Source organism: Rhizobium rosettiformans W3, from assembly GCF_004912135.1.
GTDB lineage: Bacteria > Pseudomonadota > Alphaproteobacteria > Rhizobiales > Rhizobiaceae > Allorhizobium > Allorhizobium rosettiformans.
In genome coordinates, this window is the sequence record NZ_STGU01000012.1 from 111,741 (window position 1) to 138,367 (window position 26,627).

General features: G+C 62.5%; 17 protein-coding genes. 14 read left to right on the plus strand and 3 right to left on the minus strand.

Going from position 1 to position 26,627, the window contains the following annotated elements; all coding sequences use genetic code 11:
• Positions 1-58 precede the first annotated feature (58 nt).
• From FAA86_RS19225 to FAA86_RS19235, 3 genes are all read left to right on the plus strand, one after another.
• The gene (locus FAA86_RS19225) at positions 59-1,852 is read left to right on the plus strand and encodes an acyl-CoA dehydrogenase C-terminal domain-containing protein (RefSeq protein WP_136542719.1); all 1,794 of its coding nucleotides are present in this window, start codon (positions 59-61) and stop codon (positions 1,850-1,852) included.
• 162 nt (positions 1,853-2,014) lie between these two features.
• The gene (locus FAA86_RS19230; protein ID WP_136542720.1) at positions 2,015-3,223 is read left to right on the plus strand and encodes an acetyl-CoA C-acetyltransferase; all 1,209 of its coding nucleotides are present in this window, start codon (positions 2,015-2,017) and stop codon (positions 3,221-3,223) included.
• 20 nt (positions 3,224-3,243) lie between these two features.
• On the plus strand, positions 3,244-5,457 hold the full coding sequence (locus FAA86_RS19235; protein WP_136542721.1) for an FAD-dependent oxidoreductase: 2,214 nt from the start codon (positions 3,244-3,246) through the stop codon (positions 5,455-5,457).
• Between the two features lie 70 nt (positions 5,458-5,527).
• Here FAA86_RS19235 and FAA86_RS19240 read toward each other — a convergent pair whose 3' ends face one another.
• A complete protein-coding gene (locus FAA86_RS19240) occupies positions 5,528-6,559 on the minus strand; it encodes a glycerophosphodiester phosphodiesterase family protein (protein WP_136542723.1) in 1,032 nt (343 codons plus the stop codon).
• Positions 6,560-6,719: 160 nt separating this feature from the next.
• Between FAA86_RS19240 and FAA86_RS19245 the strand changes: the two genes are divergently transcribed.
• Positions 6,720-8,435, plus strand: coding sequence for a GH32 C-terminal domain-containing protein (locus FAA86_RS19245; protein ID WP_136542724.1), 1,716 nt, complete (start codon positions 6,720-6,722; stop codon positions 8,433-8,435).
• Between the two features lie 70 nt (positions 8,436-8,505).
• Positions 8,506-9,981, plus strand: a complete 1,476-nt coding sequence (locus FAA86_RS19250; protein ID WP_136542725.1) for a pyruvate kinase — start codon at positions 8,506-8,508, stop codon at positions 9,979-9,981.
• Between the two features lie 34 nt (positions 9,982-10,015).
• Here the strand turns inward: FAA86_RS19250 and FAA86_RS19255 are convergent, their stop codons facing one another.
• Positions 10,016-13,522 carry a hybrid sensor histidine kinase/response regulator gene (locus FAA86_RS19255; protein WP_136542727.1) on the minus strand — a complete coding sequence of 1,169 codons (3,507 nt, stop codon included), beginning with the start codon at positions 13,520-13,522 and terminating at the stop codon, positions 10,016-10,018.
• Between the two features lie 203 nt (positions 13,523-13,725).
• Between FAA86_RS19255 and mscL the strand changes: the two genes are divergently transcribed.
• From mscL to FAA86_RS19285, 6 genes are all read left to right on the plus strand, one after another.
• A complete protein-coding gene (mscL, locus tag FAA86_RS19260) occupies positions 13,726-14,151 on the plus strand; it encodes a large conductance mechanosensitive channel protein MscL (protein ID WP_113460035.1) in 426 nt (141 codons plus the stop codon).
• A 142-nt stretch (positions 14,152-14,293) separates the two neighbouring features.
• Entirely contained in the window at positions 14,294-15,463 is a 1,170-nt protein-coding gene (locus FAA86_RS19265) for a pyridoxal phosphate-dependent aminotransferase (protein ID WP_136542728.1), read from the plus strand.
• A 169-nt stretch (positions 15,464-15,632) separates the two neighbouring features.
• The gene (galE, locus tag FAA86_RS19270) at positions 15,633-16,664 is read left to right on the plus strand and encodes a UDP-glucose 4-epimerase GalE (protein ID WP_136542730.1); all 1,032 of its coding nucleotides are present in this window, start codon (positions 15,633-15,635) and stop codon (positions 16,662-16,664) included.
• A 182-nt stretch (positions 16,665-16,846) separates the two neighbouring features.
• Positions 16,847-17,917, plus strand: a complete 1,071-nt coding sequence (locus tag FAA86_RS19275; RefSeq protein ID WP_136542731.1) for an HlyD family secretion protein — start codon at positions 16,847-16,849, stop codon at positions 17,915-17,917.
• A 1-nt stretch (position 17,918) separates the two neighbouring features.
• Positions 17,919-20,696: a ribosome-associated ATPase/putative transporter RbbA gene (gene rbbA / locus FAA86_RS19280; protein WP_136542733.1), complete on the plus strand. Its 2,778-nt coding sequence runs from the start codon at positions 17,919-17,921 to the stop codon at positions 20,694-20,696.
• Positions 20,697-20,699: 3 nt separating this feature from the next.
• Entirely contained in the window at positions 20,700-21,812 is a 1,113-nt protein-coding gene (locus FAA86_RS19285) for an ABC transporter permease (protein ID WP_136542734.1), read from the plus strand.
• Positions 21,813-21,916: 104 nt separating this feature from the next.
• Here FAA86_RS19285 and katG read toward each other — a convergent pair whose 3' ends face one another.
• Positions 21,917-24,094 carry a catalase/peroxidase HPI gene (katG, locus tag FAA86_RS19290; RefSeq protein ID WP_113460029.1) on the minus strand — a complete coding sequence of 726 codons (2,178 nt, stop codon included), beginning with the start codon at positions 24,092-24,094 and terminating at the stop codon, positions 21,917-21,919.
• A 264-nt stretch (positions 24,095-24,358) separates the two neighbouring features.
• Between katG and FAA86_RS19295 the strand changes: the two genes are divergently transcribed.
• From FAA86_RS19295 to FAA86_RS19305, 3 genes are all read left to right on the plus strand, one after another.
• Positions 24,359-25,273, plus strand: a complete 915-nt coding sequence (locus FAA86_RS19295) for a hydrogen peroxide-inducible genes activator (protein ID WP_136542735.1) — start codon at positions 24,359-24,361, stop codon at positions 25,271-25,273.
• A gap of 59 nt (positions 25,274-25,332) precedes the next feature.
• Positions 25,333-25,968, plus strand: coding sequence for a hypothetical protein (locus FAA86_RS19300; protein WP_136542737.1), 636 nt, complete (start codon positions 25,333-25,335; stop codon positions 25,966-25,968).
• A gap of 418 nt (positions 25,969-26,386) precedes the next feature.
• A partial coding sequence (locus tag FAA86_RS19305; RefSeq protein WP_205910045.1) for a CHC2 zinc finger domain-containing protein occupies positions 26,387-26,627 on the plus strand: 241 nt, incomplete at its 3' end.

Sequence of the window (26,627 nt, forward strand, 5' to 3'; positions counted from 1 at the left end):
GTATAAGCCTGAACAGTCCGATCCCGTCGGAACCGAAGTCTCTGGAGGAAGATGACCGATGCCTGTCTACAAGGCCCCCGTGAACGACACGCTTTTCATTCTCAACGACGTCCTTGGTCTCGAGCGGTACAACAATCTGCCGGGCTTTGAAGACGCGACCCCCGATATGATCGAAGCGATCATCGGCGAGGCGGCCAAGCTGGCGGAAGAGCAGCTTTTCCCGCTCAACCTCTCCGGCGACCAGGAAGGTTGCGTTCGGTCGGATGACGGTTCGGTCAAGACGCCGAAGGGTTTCAAGGAGGCCTATGACGCCTATTGTCAGGGCGGTTGGCTGGGCCTTGCCGTCCCGGCGGAGTTCGGTGGCCAGGGTCTGCCCTACACCCTGCATTCGGCCGTCGGTGAATACATGTCCTCGGCCAACATGGCGCTGATGATGTATCCGGGTCTGACTCAGGGTGCGATCGCGGCCATCCTGGAGCATGGCTCCGACGAGCAGAAGCAGAAGTACCTGCCGAAGATGGTCGAGGGTGTCTGGACCGGCACGATGAACCTCACCGAGCCCCATTGCGGCACCGACCTCGGCCTGCTGCGCACCAAGGCGGTTCCGAACGGCGACGGTTCCTACAAGATTTCTGGCCAGAAGATCTTCATCTCGGCCGGCGAGCACGACATGTCGGATAACATTATCCACCTCGTGCTGGCGCGCATCGAAGGTGCGCCCGAGGGCACCAAGGGTATCTCGCTCTTCATCGTGCCGAAGTTCATGGTCGGCGACGACGGCTCCGTCGGCGCGCGCAATGGCGTCACCTGCGGTGCGATCGAGCACAAGATGGGCATCCACGGCAACGCCACCTGCGTGATGAACTATGACGAGGCGACCGGTTATCTGATCGGTGCCGAGAACAAGGGTCTGGCTGCCATGTTCGTCATGATGAACGAGGCCCGCCTCGGCGTTGGTCTGCAGGGCCTGTCGATCTCTGAGATCGCCTATCAGAATGCCGCTAACTATGCCCGCGAACGCATCCAGGGTCGCTCTCTCTCCGGTGCCAAGGCGCCGGAAAAGAAGGCCGATCCGATCATCGTGCATCCGGACATCCGCCGCGCACTCTTGACCATCAAGTCCTTCAACGAGGCCGGTCGCGCCTTCACGCTCTGGACCGCATTGAAGTCCGATATCGCGCATCGCTCGGGTGATGCCGCCGAAAAGCAGCTGGCAGACGACGTTCTCGGCCTGATGACGCCGATCCTCAAGGGTGTCCTGACCGACAAGGGCTTCGACCATGCGGTCATGGCCCAGCAGGTCTATGGCGGCCACGGCTACATCGAAGAATGGGGCATGAGCCAGTATGTCCGTGATGCACGCATCGCGATGATCTATGAAGGTGCGAACGGCATCCAGGCGCTGGACCTCGTTGGCCGCAAGCTCGGCCTTAATGGCGGTCGCGCCGTGATGGCGCTGTTCAAGGAAATCGGCGATTTCTGCGAAGAGCATCGCAATGACGAAAAGATGGCCTTCTTCACCAAGGGCCTAAAGAAGGGCTTGAACGACCTGCAGGCTTCCACCATGTGGTTCATGCAGAATGCGATGGCCAAGCCCGACAACGCCGGCGCCGGATCGACCGATTACATGCACCTCTTCGGTCTCGTCGTGCTCGGCTACATGTGGGCCAAGATGGCCAAGGCCGCCAACGACAACCTTGCCGCAGGCTCTGGCGATGCCGAATACTACAAGAACAAGCTGTTGACCGGCCGCTTCTACATGGAAAAGGTCATGCCGGAGACGGCCCTGCGCAAGGCCCGCATCGAGACCGGCGCCGACAGCCTGATGGAAATGGCCGCGGAAGCGTTTTGATCTTCCCCTTCTCCCCAGCGGGGAGAAGTTGGCCCAAAGGGCCGGATGAGGGGGCGCTTGCGCAATCGGCCCCCTCATCGCCTCGCATTCGCTCGGCACTTCTCCCCGCTGGGGAGAAGAGGGAAAATTCCGGCGCCCCTGCGCGCCCAAGGGAGAGAGACGATGACTGAAGTCTTCATTTATGACCACGTGCGCACGCCCCGCGGGCGCGGCAAGAAGGACGGATCGCTGCACGAAGTGCCGACACCGCGCCTGGCCGCCAAGACGCTGGAAGCGCTGCGCGACCGCAACGGCCTCGACACCTCGACCGTCGACGACATCATCTTCGGCTGCGTCGACCCGGTCATGGAAGCCGGCGCCGTCATCCCGAAGGCCGCCGCCTTCGAGGCGGGTTATGATTTCGCAGCCCCAGGCATCCAGATCTCGCGCTTCTGCGCATCCGGCCTCGATGCGATCAACCTCGCCGCCGGCAAGGTCAAGGCGGGCTCGGACGATATCGTCATCGCCGGTGGCGTGGAAAGCATGTCACGCGTCGGCATGGGCATGTCGGGCGGCGCCTGGTACATGGACCCCTCGGTCAACTTCCCCGGCTATTTCATGCCGCAGGGCGTGTCCGCTGACCTGATCGCCACCAAGTATGGCTTCACCCGCGACGACGTTGACGCTTATGCCGTCGAGAGCCAGAAGCGCGCCGCCGCCTCCTGGGCCGCCGGAAACTTCGCCAAGTCTGTGATCCCCGTGAAGGACGGCAACGGCCTCGTCATCCTCGACCGAGACGAGCACATGCGCCCCGGCACGGACATGCAGTCGCTGGCAAGCCTCAACCCCTCCTTCCAGATGCCGGGCGAGATGGGCGGCTTCGAAGCCGTGGCCATCCAGGCTCATCCCGAGGTCGAGCGCATCAACTACATCCATCATGCCGGCAATTCGTCCGGTATCGTCGATGGTGCTGCCGCCGTTCTCGTTGGCTCAAAGGCGGGTGGCGAAAGCATGGGGATGAAGCCTCGTGCCCGCATTCGCGCCTTCACCAATATCGGCTCGGATCCGGCTCTCATGCTGACCGGTCCGGTGGACGTGACGGAAAAACTCCTGAAGCGCACCGGCATGAAGATTTCCGATTTCGACCTCGTCGAACTGAACGAAGCCTTCGCCGCCGTTGTCCTGCGCTTCATGCAGCATTTCGAAGTCGACCATTCCAAGATGAACGTCGCCGGTGGCGCGATCGCCATGGGCCATCCGCTCGGTGCCACGGGCGCGATGATCCTCGGCACGGTGCTGGACGAACTCGAGCGCCGCGATCTGAATACGGCTCTCGTCACCCTCTGCATCGGCGCCGGCATGGGCACGGCCACCGTCATCGAACGCGTCTGATTTCCCGGGAGGAGTAAGACATGACTTACAAGAACTTCACCATCGAGACCGACGCAGACGGCATCGCACTCGTCACCTGGGACATGCCTGACAAGTCCATGAACGTCTTCACTGTCGAAGTGATGGACGAGATCGAGAAGATCCTCGACCAGACCGTGGCCGATGATGGCATCAAGGGCGTGGTCTTCACCTCCGGCAAGTCCTCCTTCTCCGGTGGCGCCGATCTCACCATGATCAAGGGCATGTTCTCCATGCTCGAAGAGGAAAAGGCCAAGGACCCGGCCGCGGCCGTCCAGAAGCTTTTCGACGCCGCCGGCCGCATGACCTGGCTGTGGCGCAAGATCGAAACCTGCGGCAAGCCGTGGGTCTCGGCGATCAACGGCACCTGCATGGGTGGCGCGACCGAGCTGTCGCTCGCCTGCCATGGCCGCGTGGCGTCGAACGCGAAGTCGGTCAAGATCGGCCTGCCGGAAGTCAAGGTCGGCATCTTCCCCGGCGCCGGCGGCACGCAGCGCGTGGCGCGTCTCGCCAACACGCAGGATGCCCTGCAGATGATGACCACCGGTCAGACGCTGTCGGCTGCCCGCGCCAAGGCGATGAACCTCGTGCACCAGGTCGTCGAACCCGGTGAACTGATTAATGCTGCCAAGCAGATGATCAAGGACGGTCTGAAGCCTGTTGCCCCCTGGGATGAAAAGGGCTTCAAGGTTCCCGGTGGCGGCATCTGGACCCCGGCTTCGGCCCAGCTCTGGCCCGCAGCCTCGGCCATCCTGCGCCGCGAAACCGCCGGCAACTATCCGGCCGCGCTCGCCATCCTCAAATGCGTCTATGAAGGCCTGCAGGTGCCGTTCGACACGGGCCTGAAGATCGAGCAGCGCTATTTCACCGAGATCGTCCAGACCACCGAAGCCTATTCGATGATCCGCTCGCTCTTCGTCTCGATGCAGGAGCTGAACAAGGGCGCCCGTCGCCCGTCAGGTCAGCCGAAGTCCGAGATCAAGAAGGTCGGCGTCGTCGGCGCAGGTTTCATGGGCGCTTCGATCGCTTACGTCACGGCAGCAGCCGGCATCAATGTCGTGCTGATCGACCGTGATATGGAAGCGGCCGGCAAGGGCAAGACGCATTCGGAAGGTCTAGTTGCCGGTGCCGTCGGTAAGGGCAAGATGACAAAGGACGAGGGCGACAAGCTGCTCTCGCTCATCACGCCCTCGGACGATTATGGCACGCTTGCCGACGCCGATCTCGTCATCGAAGCCGTCTTCGAAGACCGCGACGTCAAGAAGGCCGTCATCGAGAAGGTCGAGGCCGTGCTGCCGGAAGGCGCAATCTTCGCCTCCAACACCTCGACGCTGCCGATCACCGGTCTCGCCAAGAATTCCAAGCGTCCGGTCGATTTCATCGGCATCCACTTCTTCTCGCCGGTCGAGAAGATGATGCTGACCGAAGTCATCCTCGGCAAGGAAACCGGCGACAAGGCGCTCGCTGTCGCCCTCGACTATGTTGCCGCGATCAAGAAGACCCCGATCGTCGTCAACGACACCCGCGGCTTCTTCGTCAATCGCTGCGTCCTGCGCTACATGTCCGAGAGCTACAACATGCTCATCGAGGGCGTGCCGCCGGTCATGATCGAGAATGCCGCGAAGTTCGCCGGCATGCCGGTCGGTCCGCTCGCCTTGAACGACGAAGTGGCGATCGATCTTTCCTACAAGATCCTCAAGGCCACCGTTGCCGATCTCGGCGAAAACGCGATCGACCCGCGCCACATGGAGCTTGTTTCCCGCATGGTGGAGAAGGAAGAGCGCTTCGGCCGCAAGAACGGCAAGGGCTTCTATGATTATCCGGCAAAGCCGGCGAAGAAGCACATCTGGCCTGGCCTGAAGGATTTCTATCCGCAGCAGAAGCCGGACGCCGTCAACGTCAAGACGCTGCAGGAACGCTTCCTTGCGACCATTGCGCTCGAAGCTGCTCGCACCGTTGAGGAAGGCATTGTGACCGATCCGCGCGAAGCCGATGTCGGCTCGATCCTCGGCTTCGGCTTTGCGCCTTACACCGGTGGTGCCCTGTCCTACATCGACGGCATGGGCGTGAAGACCTTCGTGGAACTCTGCGAACGTCTCGCCAAGGATTACGGCGCGCACTTCACCCCGACGCCGCTCCTCAAGGACATGGCTGCCAAGGGCGAAACCTTCTACGGCCGCTTCGACCCCTATGGCGAAGCCGCGAAGGCCGCCTGAGACAAATCGGTATGCGTTAGAAAAGGCGGCTTTCGGGCCGCCTTTTGTGTTTTGGCTGCAGGTGTAATCGTCAGTTGGTCAGGTCATAGGGGCGTCGCAGACCCTGGGCATCCAGCCAGGCGATCACGGCCTCCGGCTCGTCGGTCTGAATGATCGTCACACCCCGATCGACGAAGAAGCCCCAGACATCTTCGGGACGCCCGGTCTCCAGCGCGAGATAATCGCCGCGCCCACCAGCCACCATGCCTTCGGGGCGGTCGGTGATCGGATAGGTGTTGATCCAGAGATGCGCATTGTTGCGAATGGCAGTGGCGCGCGCGAGCGGGGAGAGCAGGGGACCGCCATCGGCGGTGATCGGCTGCGATGCGTCGCGATACCAATGGACGAGTTCGGCAGCCGGCGCGCCGAGGGCCGATTGGGTGCGATCGACGAAGGCCGCTTCCGTCACGGCGTCATCGGCGAGGATCGGCATGAAGGCAATCTCGGGACCGATGGCCCGGCGTATGTCACGGGCGAGTTGCAGCCGTTCGGCATTCCAGACCGCAAGCTTAAGCAGGACGCCGTCGGTCATGCCGAGGCTGCGGGCGAGATCTGCCACCTCGACCAGCGCTTCCGGCTCCAGCTTGTTGTCGATGTTGATCAGGATGCGGCCACGCGCATGCAGCATGGCCTCTTCCAGCGTGAAGACATGTTCGTCCGTCACGCGGCGACTCCCTTCCACCACAAGCTGGCAGGATCTCAGCGCCTTCAGCGTAAACTCGGCGACCTTGCCGCGGCAGGTGGTGGTGCGATCCAGCGTCTCGTCATGCATGATGACGAGAATGCCATCCTGCGACCGCCTGACATCGAGCTCGACCATTTCGACGCCGGTCGCTGCGGCATGGTCGATCGCGGCAAAGGAATTTTCGGCCCTGACGGTCGATCCGCCCTTCTTCCAGCCGGCGCGATGGGCCACAACCATGACATGATCCCGGTTGAGGTTTGCCTCGGTCAGCCGCTCATGGATGAGGGCGGCCCGGTTCGACGGGGGAATGGGTGCGAGACTGGCCGCCCCCGTGACGAGGGAAAGCAGCAGGCCAAGGACGAGAACGGCGAGACGCATGAGCAGGGCTCCGATCTACAATTTCGTTCCCGCCGCATTAGGTGCTTCGGATGAAGCGCCCGTGACGCTTTTCTGAAGCCTCTGTGACAGGCGAAGATGGAACAGCCGCCGTGCTCCTCCCGTTGAGCGCTGGCCAGGCATAAAGAAAAGGGAGACGCGAATGACGACAGCGACCGGCATACCGGACCACCACAGGGCCATCGAAGTCGACCTTCCCGTCAACGCCGTGCTGCATCTCTGGCTGAAGGCTGTGACACCGGATGAACCTGGGGCCGTGTCGCTCTACAGTGCCAATGGCAAGTTCGGCGAAGTGCAGGCCTCGAATGCAGAAGAGAATTCCTTTCGCATCTACCAGGTTTTCGGCGGCGGTTCGGTCACGCTCGCCTATGATATGGCAGTGACATCGCTTTCAGTCGCCTACTGGTTCACGCCCTCAGACGTCCTGGAGACCGGCATCACGGTCATCCACACCAATCCCGCCAATGAGCCACCGGACCTGCCGGATGGCTATCACTTCCGTCCGCCTTTTGGCTGGATGAACGATCCGAACGGCTTCGGCCGTTTCGGTGGTCGCCCGCATCTGTTCTATCAGCACTACTCGCACGGCCGCATCTGGAACAACATGCATTGGGGACATGCGGTCTCGTCCGACTATTTGCGCTGGCGGCATCTGCCGGTCTTCCTCTTCCCCTCCGAGGAGCTGACAGTGCGCCCCGACAAGCGCGGTGGCGCCTTTTCCGGATCCGCCATTGCCCGGACCGATGGTCCCGGTATCCGCGTCTTCTTCACGGAGAAGATTGCCGAGCGCATGCCCGAACAGGAGATCCAGCTGACGGCGACGTCGACGGATCTGTTCAGTGCGGGCGCAGCCGAAGTCTTCCTGCCTCATCGACCGGATGGCGAAGGGCTCACCTTCGATTTTCGCGACCCTTATGTCTTCCGCGGTCCCGACGGGCTCTGGAAGATGCTTCTGGGCAGCCAGAGCGATAAAGGCGGCGTCGTCCTGCTGTATCAGACGGAGGACAACACGGCTGCTTCCGGCTGGACCTATGTCGGCAAGCTCTATACGGAGACGCGGTATGAGACCTCGGCACTGGAATGCCCCTGCCTGTTACCGGTCGATGGCGATTACCGCGATCCCGCAACCCGCTGGGCACTGATCTACGGCCTGATGAACGGCGAGGACAAGGAAACCGGCCGCCGCAACCTCACGATGATCGATATCGGCTGGTTCGACGGCAAGAGCTTTGCCAAGGCCTTTGGCCGTGAGCTCGATTTCGGCACGGACAACTACGCCTTCCAGGCCTTCGTCGATGGCAACACGCCCGTCGGCATCGGTTGGCTCGGCAATTGGGCCGATACTGGCCCGACCATCGATTTTCCATCCGCCATGACACTGCCGAGGACACTTCTCCTCGAAGGCGACACGCTCCTGACGCCGCCGCTCGGCGCGGTGGAAAGCCTGCGGGCTCGCATGCTGGACCGCACCCGTCTCGCAGCCGGGCAGACCGTGAATTTGCCCAATGGCGCAGCCGAGATCACTTTTGAATTGTCCGAGGCCGGCGGCAAGTTTCGTCTCGAGTTCGACCACCCCGACATCCGGCTGGCCGTGGCACAGCACGAGGAAGGTCTGGAGATCCTGCATGGATATCTGGACAAACCCGACGAGCCCCCGGGTCCTCGCTATCTCGCAAAAGCGGCCGGCGCCCGGCGTCTCCGCGTCTTCCTCGATTATGGCTCGCTCGAGGTCTTTGCCGATGGCGGCCGCATTGCCGGCACGAAGCGGATTGCCGGCTTCGAGCCCATCCGGTCCGTGAGGCTGATCGCCGAGCCCGGGATCGTCAGCAATGCGACCGTATGGTGTCTGAGGCTCTGAGGTTCCCGCTGTCATTGGCCTGTCAACAAGCCGGGATTAGGTGTCACAACTGATCAGCCGGGGCCTGTTGATGACGACGACCGAAACGCAGACTGCCGCCAAGCGCGCAGCCGAAGTTCATGCCGAGATGACGGCGTTGAAAAAGGCAATTCTCGAGGGCGCGCGATTGATGCCCGAAGGGGGAGACGATCCAGCGATCGTCAACCTTGGCCATTATCTGGCTCTGCGTCATCATGACATTCGTCCCCTGCAACGACGGCTGATGGCGCTGGGTCTGTCCTCGATGGGAAGGCTCGAGAGCCGCGTCCTGCCAACGATCGATGCCGTTCTTTTCGCACTGTCCAAGATTGCCTCAGATGCGGTTCCGGCAGAAGCCGCGATCCTCCCGGAGCAGGACTTCTTCGCGGGCGAGGCGCAGCTGGAGATCGCGTGCCAGGCCCTGTTCGGCAAACAGCCCGACGCGCGTCGCACCCGCATCATGGTCACACTTCCCAGTCAGGCGGCCGACGGTCCGGATCTCGTTCTGGACCTTGCCCGCGCCGGCATGGATGTCGCACGCATCAACTGCGCCCATGACGGGCCAGAGGCCTGGCGGGAAATGACCCGCTTCGTCCGGGATGCCGCAGCCGTCGTCGGTCGGGACATCAAGGTCCTGATGGACATAGCCGGCCCGAAGATCCGGACGGGTGCCGTCGCCACTCTCGAGAAGAAGGCGCGCCTGCAGCCGGGTGATCGAGTTCGGCTCGTGGCAGAAGGCGCGCCGCGCATCGATGACCAGATAGGCTTTTCTGCTGCAGTGTCGCTGCCTGAAATGGTCACCAGGCTCTCGATCGGCGACCGCCTGCGCTATGATGACGGCAAGCTGGAAGCGGTGGTCGAAAGCCTCGCGGAGGGTGAGGCCGTGATCCTCGTCCGGCGCACCAAGTCCGGCGGGACGAAGCTGAAGCCCGAGAAAGGCATAAACCTTCCAGACACCGCCCTCGGTCTGTCGCCCCTGACGGCCAAGGACGAGACGGATCTCGCCACCGTCATCGAATGCGCCGATCTCATTGGCTATTCCTTCGTCAGCCGCCCCGAGGACATCGATCTGCTGGACGACGTGCTTGCCCGCCAAGGCGCAGGCAACAAATCCCTCGGTCTCATTGCCAAGATCGAGCAGCCTCTGGCGCTTGCCAACCTGCCTGCGCTGATTGCCCGGGCGCGCAGACGCGGTCCTTTCGGCATCATGATCGCGCGCGGTGATCTGGCCGCCGAGATCGGCTTCGAGCGGCTTGCGGAGATGCAGGAGGAACTGCTCTGGATCTGCGAGGCAGCCTCCGTGCCATGTGTCTGGGCAACCCAGGTGCTGGAAGACATGGTCAAGGAGGGCATTCCGACCCGCGGGGAGATGACGGATGCCGCGATGGCAGCCCGCGCCGAATGCGTGATGCTGAACAAGGGCCCGGCGGTCGTCGAAGCCGTCTCATTGCTCGACCGGCTGATGGCCCGCATGAACGACCACGTGTTCAAGAAGACACCGACATTGCGCGCGCTGAAAAGCTGGTGAGATCGCCTACTTCCGGCTCGCTCAGCCGCACCTGCTACTCGGCGGCCGCACTCCGTTGGGACGAAACCTGAGTGATGAAGGCGCGCAGGGCGGCGGGGCGAACCGGCTTGTGTTGCAAGGTGATCGAGTGGCGCTCCGCCTCGGCCCGCACCTCCGCCGAACGATCGGCGGTAATCAGCAAGGCGGGAATGTCGGATTGCGTGAGTGCCCGAAGCCTCAGGATAGCGCCAATCCCGCTGCCGTCGCCCAGATGATAGTCCGCGATGACGAGGTCGGGGACCTTGCCGTCCTTGATCAGCTCATCCATGTCGGCAATCGAGCCCGCACATTCCACATCACAGCCCCAGCCAGAAATCAGAAGCTGCATGCCCTCGAGGATCTTCGGCTCGTTGTCGATGCACAGCACCCGGAAGCCCTGGAGTGCTGGCGTGGTCCGGCTGCCGGCATCGATCGGCACGACACCCTTGGCGGTCGGCTTGGCGACGTCGAGCGGCATGACCACCTTGAAGGTCGTGCCCTTGCCGGGCTTGGACGACAGCTCCACCGGGTGCTGCAATACCTTGGCAATGCGGTCAACGATCGAGAGCCCAAGCCCCAGGCCCGAGGCCGTCCGCATACCTTCCTCGAGCCGGGCGAATTCCTTGAACACCGTGCGGAACTTGGACGAGGGAATGCCGATGCCGCTGTCGGTCACCTGGACCACCACCTGGTCGCCCTGGCGCCGGGCGCCGACGACGACACGGCCCGAGGGCGTGTACTTGATTGCGTTGGAAACGAGGTTCTGAACGAGGCGGCGCAACAGCGTCGGGTCGGAGCGTACCGAAAGCGTGGTGGGCATCACCACGAGTTTCAGGTTCTTCTCCCGCGCCATCGGCGCAAAATCGGTCTCGATCCTCTGCAGCAAACTGTTGAGCGGCACGCTGGAGAAGCGCGGCTTCATGGCGCCCGTATCGAGCCGCGAGATGTCGAGAACGGCGCCGAGAATGCTTTCGACCGACTCGAGCGCAGAATCGATATTGCCGACGAGCGCGCTGTTTTCAGAATCGCCGAGACGCTCGACCAGCGAGGAGGAGTAAAGTCGCGCCGCATTGAGCGGTTGCAGGATGTCATGACCGGCGGCCGCGAAGAAGCGCGTCTTGCCGATATTGGCTTCGTCGGCCGCGGCCCGGGCTTCGGCCAGCGCGTGATTGACGCGGGTCAGTTCGGCGGTGCGTTCGCTGACGCGCTGTTCCAGGGTCTCGTTGGCCTGTTTCAGAGCCTGGTCGGCCTCGACGCGGGCGGTGATGTCGCTGAAGGTGGCAACCAGCCCCTTGTCCGGCATCAGATTGCAGCGCACTTCGATGATGCGCTTGCCGCCGCCGAGCACCATCTGGAAGGGCCGGTCGAACTGATGGAAACTGCGGATCACCGCTTGCGTCTCCCCGGCGGGCACATCCCCCCGCTGCGCCAGGATGGCGATCATGTCGATCAGCGGAAAACCGACCTGGCCGACATGCTCCGGCAGGTCGAGCAGTGTGCGGAAGCGGCGGTTCCAGATCGTCAATCGGTCCGACGCGTCGAAGACGGCAATGCCTTGCTCCATCTGCGCAAGCGCTGTCTGCATCATGTCCTGATTGTATTGCAGCGCCTCTGACGCCTGGTCGAGGAGCCAGACCGTATCGGCTGACGGATCCTCTGCCTTTTGCAAGATCAGCGACAGCACCAGCCGCGCCGAAGACGAGCCGATCGCGCTGCCCAGCAACTGTTCGGAGAAATGGATGAAGGCCATGTCCGCCGGACTGTCGTCTGCCAGCTTTCGCCCCGCCGTCTGCTCGTAAGAGCGGAAGGAGCGCTCCATGCGCTCATTTCCGAGATAACGCGCGATGGCGGCCTTCAGGTCGCCGACAGCGACGCTGGTCTTCCAGCCGCGCGTGGCAGAGTTGGAGCGGGGCTGGCGCTTGATGAAGATGGCGGACTGGATCCGCTCCACCGGACGCGGATTGCGGCTGAGCGAACCGATGATGAAGGCCAGCGTGTTGATCAGCAGGCTGAAGATCGTCGCATTGACCAGTGGGTCCGCATATTGCGGCTCGAACATCGACAGGCCGGGCAGCAGGAAGCCGAGCACAGCCGAAGCGATCCACGAATGGTCTTCCGCTCCGAGACTGGGAAGGAAGAGAAGGTACGCCCAGACGAAGAAGCCGATGGTGAGCCCGGCAATCGCGCCGCGGGCATTGGCCCGCCGCCAGATCAGCCCGCCGAACATCGCCGGTGCGATCTGCGCAATGGCGGTGAAGGAGAGAAGGCCGATCTTGGCAAGCCCGGTCGTGTTGTCGGCCGAGCGGAAATAGACGTAGCCGAGCAGCAGCACGCCAAAAATGGCCGTGCGCCGGATATGCAGCAGCGTCTTGGCGAAATCCTCGCGCTGGCTGGGCCTGCCCAAGAGCTTCTGCCGCAGGAAGATCGGCAGCACCATGTCGTTGGAGACCATGATGGCCAGCGCAACGGAAGCGACGATGACCATCGCGGTTGCCGCCGAGAAGCCGCCGATGAAGGTGAGCAAGGAGACGAAGCCGGATCCGGCTTCGAGCGGCAGGGACAGCACATAGAGGTCGGCGTCGCCGCTGCCGCCGAAAATCAGAATGCCGGCAATCGCCGCTGGCAGCACGAAGATGTTGATGACGATCAGGTAGATCGGCATCAGAATGCCGGCGAGCTTCAGCTCGCGCGGTGTCCGGTTCTCGACCACGGTGACGTGGAATTGCCGTGGCAGCATGATGATGGCGAAGGCCGAGAGCGCGATCAGCAGGATCCAGCGGCTGGCCGGGGTCTCGTGCGAGAGAGCCGCCATTACGGCTTCGCTCTCGGTCGCCTTCTGCCAGAGATCGGCCGGACCGTCGAACATCACCCAGATCACGAAGATGCCGAGGGTCCAGAAGGCCACGAGCTTGACCACCGATTCCATGGCAATGGCAAGGATCAGGCCGTCCTGATGCTCGGTTGCGTCGGTGTGGCGCGTGCCGAAGATGACGGCAAAGCAGGCGAGAATAAAGGCGACGATGAGCGGCAGGTCGATGAAATAGAGATTGCCGGTGCCGATCCCGTAGGCCGTGGGGTCCATGACGGCGGCAACCGAACTGGACACGGCTTTGAGCTGCAACGCGATGTAGGGAATGATGCCGACGAGATAGATGACCGTGACCAGCATGCCGACCACGGGGTTCTTGCCGTAGCGTGCGGCCACGAAGTCGGCCCCGGAGGTAATCTTCTCGGTTTTCGCAAGCTCGACGATCCGTCTGAGGATCGGCATGCCGAGCGTATACATCAGGATCGGCCCGATATAGATCGCCATGAACTCGAGGCCATGCTGCGCGGCAAGACCGACGCCACCGAAATAGGTCCAGGAGGTGCAGTAGACGGCAAGGCTGAGGGCATAGACGACAGGCCGGCCGCCGGCGGGCACGCCATGCACGCGCGTTTTGCGGTCGCCGTAGCTCGCAACGGCAAACAGAAACAACAGGTAGCCGATCGCTGACGCAACGATGATCCAGCCTGGGAACACCTTTTCCTCCTCGACTGCGCCCGAGCCGGAACCTTAGGCCATGTCTGCGCCTTTTGAAATCGTTTCGGCCATTGACCTTAGTCGAAGTGAAAACGCCGAACGTGAAGATTCACCATTTTCGAATGGACAAATTTTCATTAACCATTGCAACCGGATGGCCAAGATTTGGCCTTTCCCGGTCAGGACACAGAAGGAGCAGGGGCATGTTACAGGAATTCAAGACTTTCATCGCGCGCGGCAACGTCATGGACCTAGCGGTCGGCGTGATCATCGGCGGCGCATTCGGGCTCATCGTCAACTCGCTGGTGGAAGACATCGTGATGCCCGTGGTCGGCGTCATTTTCGGCGGCTTCGACTTCTCGAACTATTTCGTGCCCCTGAGCAGCAATGTCACCGCCAACTCGCTTGCAGCCGCGCGCGAACAGGGCGCAGTCTTCGCCTATGGCAATTTCATCACCGTGGTCATCAACTTCCTGATCCTCGCCTGGATCATCTTCCTCATGGTCAAGGGCGTGAACACCCTGCGCAAGTCCATGGAGAAGGAAGAACTGAAGGCCTCCGAAGCAGCTCCGCCGCCGGCCGACGTCCTCCTGCTGACCGAAATCCGCGACCTTCTGAAGACCCGCTGAAGACCCGCTGAGGAACCGCTGCGACGCGTCCGAGGGTCGCAGCATCCATCAGCGAGATCGATTTCATCCTCAAGGAATATCATGGGATTTTTGCCCAACGATCGGTTAGACATTGCGCACTGATCGAAGGAGTTGATTTCCCATGGCCTTGCTGGACAGCCTTAGCCCCCGCGCGCTCGCCGCACCGGAAAGCGGTATCGTCGAGATCATCAACTATGCGCGGGGCCGCGACGGACTTCTTCCGCTCTGGGCAGGCGAGGGCGATCTTCCGACGCCGGATTTCATCAATCGCGCTGCCAGTGAAGCGCTGCTGGGCGGCGAGACCTTTTACACCTGGCAGCGGGGCATCCCGGAACTGCGCCAGGCGCTGTCGCGCTACTACCAGCGTCACTTTGCCGTTGATCTGCCCGTCGAGCACTTCTACGTCACGGCTTCGGGCATGCAGGCGATCGCGCTTGCCGTGCAGGCACTCACATCGCCCGGCGACGAGATGATCTATCTGTCACCGTGCTGGCCGAACATCGTCTCCGCCATCGATCTGGCCGGTGCGAAGTCTGTCTGCGTGCCGCTGTCGTTCACCGACGGTCGCTGGGTTCTCGATCTTGACCGGCTGGAAAAGGCGATCACGCCGAAGACCCGCGCCCTCTTCATCAACACGCCATCCAATCCCACCGGCTGGACGGCAAACCGCGATGACCTCAAGGCGATCCTCGAGATCGCCCGCCGCCATGGTATCTGGATCCTCGCCGACGAGATCTACGCGCTTTACTACTATGGTGCCGAAGAGCGCGCGCCGTCCTTCCTCGATGTGATGGAAGAGGGCGACAAGGTGATCTTTGCCAATTCCTTCTCGAAGAACTGGTCGATGACCGGCTGGCGTGTCGGCTGGATCGTTGCCCCGCCGGAACTCGGCCAGGTCATCGAAAACCTGATCCAGTACTCGACCTCGGGCGTAGCGCAGTTCATGCAGCGCGGTGCCGTGGTCGCTCTTGATCAGGGCGATGATTTCGTTCGGGAAAACATCGCCCGCGCGACCGCATCGCGCGACATTCTCTGCGATGCCCTGATCGCGACCAACCGGGTCGAAACGCTGAAGCCCGAAGGCGCGCTCTACGCCTTCCTGAAAATTGACGGCATCACCGACAGCCGCCAGGCCGCCCTCGATATCGTCGACAAGACCGGCGTGGGCATGGCCCCGGGCACGGCCTTCGGAGAAGGTGGATTGCCCTTCCTGCGCGCCTGCTTCCTGCGCAATCCGGCCCATATCGCCGACGCTGCGGAGCGGCTGAGCCAATATGTGAAGGCGCTCTGACGATCGCAGGGCCGCACTTCGCTAAAATTTGAGCAAATGGCGTGACATAACCTTAACGAAGAAACCAATTAGCAAAGCCAGATCAGTAGGTTGGCGCCCGTTCATAAGCACTCCGTAAGGTGCGCGTGCTTTTCCTGTCCCGATAAGAAAAACAACGGGAAGAAAAGTCATGGCGATCTTGGTGACGGGTGGCGCCGGTTTCATTGGCAGCCACATGGTCTGGGCTCTCCTCGACGCAGGCGAAGAAGTCGTCGTCGTCGATCGGCTGTCCACCGGTTTTCGCTGGGCCGTTCCGCCCGCGGCGCGCTTCTATCTCGGCGACATTGGCAAGGCCAATGTCCTCAAGCAGATCTTTGCCGAGAACGAGATCGAGGCCATCATCCATTTCGCCGGATCGATCGTCGTGCCGGAATCCATTACCGATCCGCTGACCTATTACGAGAACAACACGGAGAACACGCGGCGCCTGCTGCAGGCGGCCGTGAAGGCCGGCATTGACAAGGTGATCTTCTCCTCGACGGCTGCCGTCTACGGTCTGCCGGACAAGCCCCTGCCGGTGCGCGAGGACGCGCCGCTCAGGCCGGAATCCCCTTACGGCCAGTCCAAGCTGATGAGCGAGATGATGCTGCGCGATACGGCACGCGCCCATGGTCTCTGTTATGTCGCCCTGCGCTATTTCAACGTCGCCGGCGCCGACGTGCAGGGACGTGCCGGCAATTCGGCTGCTGGCGCCACGCATCTGCTCAAGGTCGCCTGCGAAGCAGCCCTCGGCAAGCGGGCCTCGATGTCGGTCTACGGCACGGATTACGACACGCCGGATGGGACCGGCGTGCGCGACTACATCCATATCAACGATCTCGTTGACGCCCATTTGCAGGCGCTGACCTATCTCCGCAACGGCGGCGGTCCGCTGGTCGCGAATTGCGGTTATGGAAAGGGCTACTCGGTGCTCGACATTGTCGAGGCGGTGCGCCGCGCCACGAATGTCGATTTCCGTGTCGATTACGCCCCGCGGCGTCCGGGCGACGCGCCGCTCGTGGTGGCGGATTCCACGCTGGCCAAACAGGTGCTCGGCTGGATACCCCGCTACAACGATCTCGGCGTCATCGTCGAGACGGCCTTGTCCTGGGAACGCCGCCTCGCAGAGGTGGAAACACCGGATATCAAGGATCTTCGTCGCCGGCTTGCCAGCGGCTTCTGATTTCCCCGTTCGTTGCGCCAGAGAGGCACCGCCCCGACCTGTCGGGGCGGTGTTGTCTTGATGCGAGCATGCTTGTGCGGTGCAAACGGCAATTGACGCAGATCAAGATCGTCCGTGGCCTTGCCCCTTAAGACTATCCGCAAAGGACAGAGCGATGTCCTGGTGATTGCGGAGAACTCGGCATGGCAAAGGGTCGGAGCGGCTGGCTAGTCGCATTGATTGTCATTGTGGCGGGCGGTGCCGCCTATTACGCTTGGAAGACCTACGAAGGCGATGGTCTGCCCGCCAACATCGCCCACGGAAACGGCCGCATCGAAGCGGTCGAGATCGACATCTCCACCAAGACCGGCGGGCGCGTCAGGGACATACTCGTTGGCGAGGGTGACTTCGTGACCACCGGACAGGTGCTTGCGGTCATGGACACCAGTCAGCTCGACGCCCGTCGGCGGCAGGCCGTTGCAGAGCATCGCCGGGCCCTGATCGGAGTAGACACGGCCAAAAGCGTGGTGGCGCAGCGGCAAGCCGAGCGCGAGGCGGCTCTCGCCAGTGTCGCCCAGCGTGAGGCCCAGCTGAATTCGGCCGAGACAAGGCTCGCCCGCACCGAGCGCCTCATGGAGAGCCGCACGACCAGCCAGCAAGCCGTTGATGACGATCAGGCCGCTGCCGCCAGTGCGCGGGCAGCACTCGCCGCGGCCAAGGCACAAGTTGCAGCCTCCGAGGCGGCGATTGGTGCGGCACGGGCCCAGGTCATCGATGCCGAAGCCGCAGTTGCAGCCGCCGCTGCTGCCATCGACAGCATCGACGCCGACATTGCCGACAGCACGCTTCGCTCGCCCCGAGACGGCCGCGTGCAGTACCGCGTCGCCCAGCTCGGCGAGGTGCTCGGCGCCGGCGGTCGTGTCCTCAATATCGTCGATCTCTCCGACGTCTACATGGCCTTCTTCCTGCCGACGGCCGAAGTCGGCCGCATCGCGCTGGGCAGCGAGGCCCGCATCGTGCTCGATGCCGCGCCGGCCTATACGATCCCCGCCAGCGTCAGCTTTGTCGCCGATGTCGCCCAGTTCACGCCGAAGACGGTCGAGACGGATGAGGAACGGGAAAAGCTGATGTTCCGCGTCAAGGCGCAGATCCCGCAGGCGCTGCTGAAGAAATACATCCAGCAGGTCAAGACGGGCCTTCCGGGCATCGCCTATGTCAATCTCGACCCGCAAGCTGCCTGGCCGGAAAGCCTGACCGCGACCCTGGTGCAGTGAGATGATCGACAAGCCGCAGAGGGACGACGTGCAAAGGCCGGTGGTACGCCTGGCGGATGTCGGCCTTTCCTATGGCAAGACCGAAGCCCTGCGCGGCATCTCCCTCGACATCCCCGCTGGCCGGATGGTGGGTCTCATCGGACCCGATGGCGTCGGCAAGTCGAGCCTCCTCTCGCTCGTCTCCGGCGCGCGGTCCATTCAGACGGGCCGTGTCGAGGTGTTTGACGGCGACATGGCACGCGCATCTCATCGACGCAAGACCTGCCCTCGCATCGCCTACATGCCTCAGGGACTGGGCAAGAACCTCTATCCGACCCTGTCTGTCTTCGAGAATGCCGAGTTCTTTGGCCGTTTGTTTGGGCAGGATCGTCGAGAGCGTGAACAGCGGATCGCTGGGTTGCTCAGAGCAACGGGCCTGACTGCCTTCGCCGATCGTCCGGCAGGCAAGCTTTCGGGCGGCATGAAGCAGAAGCTCGGCCTCTGCTGTGCGCTGATCCATGATCCCGACCTCTTGATCCTCGACGAGCCGACAACAGGGGTCGATCCGCTCTCCCGTCGTCAGTTCTGGGAGTTGATCGACGGCATCCGGGCGGAGCGGCCGGGAATGAGCGTCATCGTCGCGACCGCCTATATGGAAGAGGCCGAGCGTTTTGACTGGCTGGTCGCCATGGATGAAGGACGGATCCTCGCGACGGGAACCCCGGCCGAGCTGCGCGAGATAACCGCGACCGAGACGCTCGATGCGGCCTTCGTCGCCCTTCTGCCGGAGGCGAAGCGAGGGCGGGCAGAACCCCTGCAGATCCCGCCCCGCACGCCGGAAGCGGCAACCGAGATTGCGATCCGTGCCGATCATCTGACCATGCGTTTCGGCGATTTCACCGCTGTCGATGACGTCAGTTTCGAAATCCCGCGTGGCGAAATCTTCGGATTTCTCGGTTCGAATGGCTGCGGCAAGACCACGACCATGAAAATGCTGACAGGGTTGCTCGCCGCAAGCGACGGGACGGCTACCGTCTTCGGCCATGCCGTAGACCCGAAGGACATCGCCCTACGCCGCCGCGTTGGTTACATGAGCCAGTCTTTTTCGCTGTATGGCGAACTGACGCTCCGCCAGAACTTGGCATTGCATGGACGCTTGTTCGGCATGTCTGACACTGAGATCGAGCCGCGCCTCAAGGAACTCGTCGCAAGGTTCGGCCTTCAGGCGGTGCTCGACGACCTGCCCGACGCACTGCCGCTCGGCATGCGCCAGAGGCTGTCGCTGGCCGTCGCCCTGATCCACCGCCCGGACATTCTGATCCTCGATGAGCCCACGTCAGGTGTCGATCCGGTCGCGCGCGACGGCTTCTGGCAATTGCTGGCCGATCTCTCACGCCGCGATAACGTGACGATCTTCGTATCCACCCATTTCATGAACGAGGCGGCGCTTTGCGACCGGATTTCGCTCATGCATGCGGGCAAGGTCCTTGTCACAGATACGCCCGGCGCGATCGTGGCGCGCGCCAAGGCGGAGAACCTGGAGCAGGCCTTCATCCGCTATCTGGAGGAGGCAATCGGCGAGGAGGCCGTGTTGGAGCAGCCCGCCGATATCGAGCCGGAGGTGGCGGTACCGCGGGTACCTGAGGGTCAGCCCAGGCGGCACCGTCCGCTGCTCGATCGCCGTCGCCTCCTGGCCTTCAGCCGCCGCGAGGCGCTGGAACTCGTGCGCGACCCGATCCGCGCCACACTGGCCATGCTGGGCAGCCTCATCCTGATGTTCGTCATCGGCTACGGGATCAATCTCGACGTCGAGAACCTCACTTTTGCAGCGCTCGACCGTGACGATACGGTCCTGAGCCGGGAATACGTCGCCGAGCTTGCGGGCTCGCGCTATTTCATCGAGCGGCCACCCATTGCCGATTACGCCGAGCTCGATCGCCGCATGCGCTCGGGCGAGATCAGCCTGGCAATCGAGATCCCCGCAGGCTTTGCCAGAGACCTGTCCCGCGGCAATCGCAGCGTCGAGATCGGCGCCTGGATCGATGGCGCGATGCCGTCTCGGGCGGAAACCGTCTCGGGTTATGTTCAGGGAATGCATGCCACCTGGCTGGCGCGCAAGGCACGTGAACTCTACGGGGACGAGGCGGCCAGCGGCCGATTCGGGATCGAGCTGCGATACCGCTACAATCCCAACCTCGAGAGCCTGGTGTCCATGGTGCCGGCCGTGATCCCCCTGCTGCTGATGCTCATCCCCGCCATGCTCTCGGTCTTGAGCGTCGTGCGGGAGAAGGAACTGGGCTCGATCATCAACTTCTACGTCACGCCGGTGACACGGCTGGAGTTTCTTCTCGGCAAGCAGCTTCCCTATATCGGCATTGCCTTCGTCAATTTTCTGATGCTGACGGCCTTTGCCGTCTTTGCGTTTCGGGTGCCGCTCACGGGAAGCTTCGCGGTGCTGGCGCTTGGTGCATTCCTCTATGTCTTCGCCGCAACGGCACTCGGGCTCCTGCTCTCGAGCTTCATGAAGAGCCAGATCTCCGCGATCTTCGGCACGACGCTGCTGACCATCATCCCGGCCGTGCAGTTCTCCGGCATGCTCTCGCCGGTGTCGGCCCTGCAGGGAGCGGGTGCGCTGATCGGCCAGATTTACCCGGCCAGCCATTTCGTCACGATCTCGCGCGGCGTCTTTTCGAAGGCGCTCACCTTTGCGGATCTCGGCCCGCAGCTTCTGGCGCTGACCATCGTCGGACCGCTTCTTCTCGTTGCGGGAACCTTGCTCCTGAAGAAGCAGGCGGTGTGAGCCATGCGCGTGTCGAACATTATCGAGCTTGGCATCAAGGAGCTTCGTGGTCTCGCGCGGGATCCGGCTCTGCTCTTCCTGATCGTCTACGCCTTCACGCTCAACATCTACACGGCCGCGACCGCCGAACCGGAGACGCTGAACAAGGCGGCCGTCGCCATCGTCGATGAGGACCGGTCGCAGGTTTCGACGCGGATCGAAAACGCGCTTTACCCGCCGTATTTCCTGCCGCCGCAGATGATCGCGCCCAACGAGATCGATCCTCGCATGAATGCCGGGGTCGACACCTTCGTGCTCGACATTCCGCCTGGTTTCCAGCGCGACCTTCTGGCGGACAAAGCACCGCAGATCCAGCTCAATGTCGACGCCACCCAGATGACCCAGGCCTTCTCGGGCGGGCGATACATCCAGGAAATCGTCACCCAGGAGGTCAACGCATTCCTGGACCGAGGAAACGGCGACGAGGCTGCGACGGTCGGTTTGTCGCTCAGGGCGCGCTTCAACCCGGAGCTCGACAAGGGCTGGTTCGGCTCGATCAACGAGGTCATCTCCGCTGTCACCATGCTGTCGATCATACTAACCGGGGCAGCCCTGATCCGCGAGCGGGAGCATGGGACGATCGAACATCTTCTCGTCATGCCGGTCACGCCGGCCGACATCATGCTGAGCAAGATCTGGTCGATGGGTCTCGTCGTGCTGCTCGCGACGATGTTCTCGCTCTTCGTCGTGGTGGAGGCCGCGCTTGACGTGCCCCTGCGGGGCTCTCTGCTGCTCTTTCTCGTGGGCGCTGCCCTGCAACTCGTTGCCGCCACCTGCATGGGCATCTTCCTCGCAACAGTCGCAGGGTCTATGCCGCAGTTCGGACTTCTCCTGATGCTGGTGCTGCTTCCGTTGCAGATCCTCTCCGGCGGCATGACGCCTCGAGAAAGCATGCCGGAGGTGATCCAGTGGATCATGTCGGCAGCCCCCAACACCCATTTCGTCATCATGGCGCAAGCAGTGCTGTTCCGCGATGCCGGACTTGCCGTCGTCTGGCCCCAGATCCTCGCCTTGATCGCAATCTCGGCGATCTTCTTTGTACTTTCGCTGCAGCGCTTCCGGGCCTTCCTGCGCTAGCGCTACGCTGCCTTGGGCAAAGAAAAAGCCGGAGATGCGACTAGCATCTCCGGCTTCCTCTAGCGGTTCCAAGGCTCGGGGCACGAGCCTCGGGCCCGTAGCTCTCAGGCTTCCAGATCGAAGCGATCGGCGTTCATCACCTTGACCCAGGCGGCGACGAAGTCCTTCACGAACTTCTCCTGGTTGTCATCCTGGGCGTAGACTTCCGCATAGGCACGCAGGACCGAGTTCGAACCGAAGACGAGATCGGCGCGCGTGGCGGTGAACTTCTTCTCACCGGTCTTGCGGTCGCAGATGTCGTAGGAGTTCTTGCCCGTCGGCTTCCAGGTGAAGGCCATGTCGGTCAGGTTGACGAAGAAGTCGTTCGTCAGCTGACCTTCGCGGGTGGTGAACACGCCATGCTTGGTGCCGCCATAGTTGGCGCCGAGCACACGCAGACCGCCGAGCAGCACCGTCATTTCTGCACCGGTCAGGCCCATCAGCTGGGCGCGATCGAGCAGCATCTCTTCCGGGCTGACGACATAGTCCTTCTTGGTCCAGTTGCGGAAACCATCGGCCAGCGGCTCGAGCGGCTTGAAGCTTTCGGCATCCGTCTGTTCGGCAGTGGCATCGCCACGACCGGCGGCAAACGGCACGGTCAGGTCGTAACCGGCAGCCTTGGCCGCCTTCTCGACGCCGACATTGCCGGCCAGCACGATGACGTCGGCCACGCTCGCGCCATATTCGGCCGCGATCGGCTCGAGCACCGCCAGAACCTTGGCGAGACGGGCCGGCTCATTGCCTTCCCAGTCACGCTGCGGGGCGAGACGAATGCGGGCACCGTTCGCACCGCCGCGCATGTCGGACTGGCGGTAGGTCCGCGCGCTGTCCCAGGCGGTGGCGACGAGGTCTGCGATCGACAGACCGGAAGCCGCGATCTTGGCCTTGACGGCGCCGATGTCGAAGTTCTTAGGGCCAACCGGGATCGGATCCTGCCAGATCAGGTCTTCGGTCGGGGCTTCCGGACCGATGTAGCGAACGCGGGGGCCGAGGTCGCGGTGGGTCAGCTTGAACCAGGCACGGGCAAACGTGTCCTGGAAGTACGCCGGATCCGCCATGAACTTCTCGCAGATGGCGCGGTAGGTCGGGTCGACCTTCATCGCCATGTCGGCATCGGTCATCATCGGCATGCGGCGGATCGACGGATCGGACGCGTCGACCGGCATATGCTCTTCCTTGATGCCGATCGGCTGCCACTGCTGGGCACCGGCCGGGCTGTGGGTGAGCTCCCAGTCATAACCGAACAGCAGCTCGAAATAGCCCATGTCGAAGACCGTCGGGTTGGTCGTCCAGGCGCCTTCGATGCCCGAGGTCACGGCGAGGCTTGCCTTGCCGTTCTGGTTCGGGTTCATCCAGCCGAAGCCCTGGTTTTCGAGGTCGCCGGCTTCCGGCTCGACGCCGAGCGCCTGCGCGTCGCCGTTACCATGCGCCTTGCCAACGGTGTGGCCACCGGCGGTCAGCGCTGCGGTTTCCTCGTCGTTCATCGCCATGCGGGCGAAGGTCTCGCGAACCTGGGCGGCGGTCGCCATCGGGTCCGGCTTGCCGTTCACGCCTTCCGGGTTGACGTAGATGAGGCCCATCTGCACGGCGGCCAGCGGGTTTTCCATCGTGTTCGGCTTGGTCACATCTTCGTAGCGGCTGTCGGAAGGGGCAAGCCACTGCTTTTCCGCACCCCAGTAGACGTCCTTTTCCGGACCCCAGATGTCGGGACGGCCAAAGGCAAAGCCGAAGGTCTTCAGACCCATGTCTTCGTAGGCAACGGTGCCGGCAAAGAGGATCAGGTCGGCCCAGGAGATCTTGTTGCCGTACTTCTTCTTGAGCGGCCACAGCAGGCGGCGGGCCTTGTCGAGGCTGGCATTGTCGGGCCAGGAATTGAGCGGAGCGAAGCGGATATTGCCGGTGCCGCCGCCACCACGGCCGTCGGCCAGGCGGTAGGAGCCGGCAGAATGCCAGGCGAGACGGATCATCAGGCCGCCGTAGTGTCCCCAGTCGGCCGGCCACCATTCCTGGCTGTCACGCAGCAGGGCCTTCATGTCGGCCTTCAGCGCCGCGACATCGAGCTGCTTCACGGCTTCACGATAGTTGAAGTCCTTGCCCATCGGGTCGGTCTTCGTGTCGTGCTGGTGCAGGATGTCGAGGTTCAGCGCGTTCGGCCACCAGGCCATCGGCGTTGCGCCGCTTTCCGTGTTCGAACCGTGCATGACCGGACATTTCCCGGCATTTTTGTTGCTCATGGTATCCATGATGTACCTCCTTGAAGAACCCGCTTGTCCAGGATCGAATGGCTGACCTGCTCCTGAAGAGCATGCCCGCATCACAATCCGATGAAATGGCGACGAGACTTTGGAGAGCCTCGCCTGATCCGTCTTCATCTGCCTCGACGCGGAAACAGATAAGGCAGGACCGCCCCCTTAAGGCGATCCACCCGACGTCATCTGGAATTGTTCTAGCAAAGGGTTTCGATTAATGTAAGTTGGAATTTATGATCGGTTCCATAGGATAGGGTTATGATAAACTTCACCCTGCGTCAGCTGCGTTATTTCGAGGCGCTCGCCCGACATGGCCATTTCGGACGGGCCGCGGAAGCCTGTTCCATTTCCCAGCCGGCTCTGTCGGTGCAGATCAAGGAGCTGGAAGAAGCGCTCGGTGCTGAGCTCTTCGAAAGGGCCGCGCGACAGCTGCGCCTGTCGGCCTTCGGCGAGGAATTTCTCCTTCGGGTGCGCGAGATCCTGCGGTCGGTGGATGAATTGGGCGACCTTGCGCGGGCCCATCGCAAGCATCTGGTCGGGCGCCTGCGCATCGGGGTCATTCCGACGGTGGCGCCCTATCTTCTTCCGGGAATGATTTCGGCGCTCACCCGGGAAAACGCCGATCTCGACATCCATGTTCGCGAAACCGTAACGCCGAAGCTTCTGCAGGAGTTGGCGGAAGGACGCCTGGACACCGCGATCGTCGCCCTGCCGGTGTCCGAGCCCTCGCTGACCGAAATGCCCCTGTTCGAAGAAAGCTTCGTGCTCGTCCGTCCCAAGGAGGATGCCGACAAGCCCGTGCCGAGCCGCGACATGCTGCGCGAGATGCGTTTGCTGCTCCTGGAGGAGGGCCATTGTTTTCGCGAACAGGCACTCTCCTTCTGCGACATGGGCACGGTCCGCCCCCGCGAGATCCTCGACGGCAGCTCGCTCTCGACGCTCGTGCAAATGGTCGGCGCCGGCATCGGTGTCACGCTGATACCGGAGATTGCCATGCCGGTCGAAACCCGCTCTGCGGATGTCGCAATCGCCCGCTTCGAGGACCCGCAACCATCCCGCCGGATCGGCATGATCTGGCGCAAGACCAGCCCCATCGCCAAGCAGCTGACGGAGGTGGCCGATGTCGTGCGGCGGTCAGCTGACGCCCTGCAGGGGAATGCCTCGCACCGGTAACACGGATTGCGGAAACCTTCGCTCCCGAAAGACGTTCGGGAGGGCAAGGGAGTGGCATCATGTGGACCTGGTTGAAGGAAAATCACGCGATCATTTCAGCGCTGTCGAGCTTAGCGATGCTCGGTGTGTGGATGCTCTATCTGCACCTGTTCTACTCGAGCTACCGCCATCAGCTGCGGCCCAAGATCATGATCACCAGGGGAGGGGGCGACACGGTGGCTGCCCGGTGCATCGTCACCAATATGAGCTCCGAAATCATCTTCGTGCAGGCGGTCTTCTTGCGGCTTTCCTATCCAGACCGGGAGCAGGTCTATTCCCTGAGCGAAGCCGATCGCAAAGGCTTCTCCCCTTCTGACCGCCGCAGCGAACTCGTGCAGGGGCCCTTGCGCAGCGGTGACTTTCTCGATCTCGGCTCGTTCGAGGAGCTGCTGTCGAGCGTGCCCGGCTCCGGCGACGCCCGGGACGAACTTGCCGCAGCCGATGCTTTGTCTGTCGTTGCCGTCGGCTGCTACACCTGGCACGACCGCCTGGTGGCCGCAGAGCGATCCTTCCGGTTGCGTCGTAACAAGGCCGACCAGATCACATTGGTCCCCTCGCGCGTCTTCGCGCGGCAGATCCGATCGAGAGCCGAACGCCGCAAGGTCGCCCGCATGATCGAACACGAAGCAGGATCGAGAGAATCGCGCCGGATTTGACTTGTGAAGGAACGGCGCGCGCCAGCGTCGCAAGAGAGACAGACGTGATGTTGGAAAAATGGTGCTGCTAGAGAGATTTGAACCCGACCATAGACCTCCATAAACGCCGTATTTCTAGGCTTTTTGACGGGGTCTGTCTAGGGGCGTGTACACGAGTGGCGTGCGGCGCCGGATCAGGCAGGGTTGGGGAAATGTGATTGTTCGGGTTCACCGAAGTGAGTGAAACAGTCTTGCTCCTATGAGCTCCATCTCCTGTGAACGCATGCCCCAGCGCCCTGCGCGGCAGTCCAGCCTTAAACTTGAGCAAGCGCCACTGGCCACGCTTGGCCGCCCCCGCATCTTAGATGTCAGAACTCAGCGTAATTGGACGGAGGTCTAGAATCATGTAATTCAGGGTAGCAGGGTCAGGCTGGATGCAATGGACATTAAGGCGGCGACGAAGTTTCTGAACTCCATCCCCATAACAGAAGTTGGCCGCCACCTGGGCTTGAAACTGCCCGAGCATGGCGGAGTGCGATGCCCATTTCCTGATCACCGCGACTCCAACCCGTCTTTCTCGATATATCGCAAGCAGAATAGGTGGATTTGCTATGGCTGCGGTCGCCAGGGCGGCTCCATCGATCTGGTGAAGGAAGTCTTGGGCACGAGCTTCATCGAAG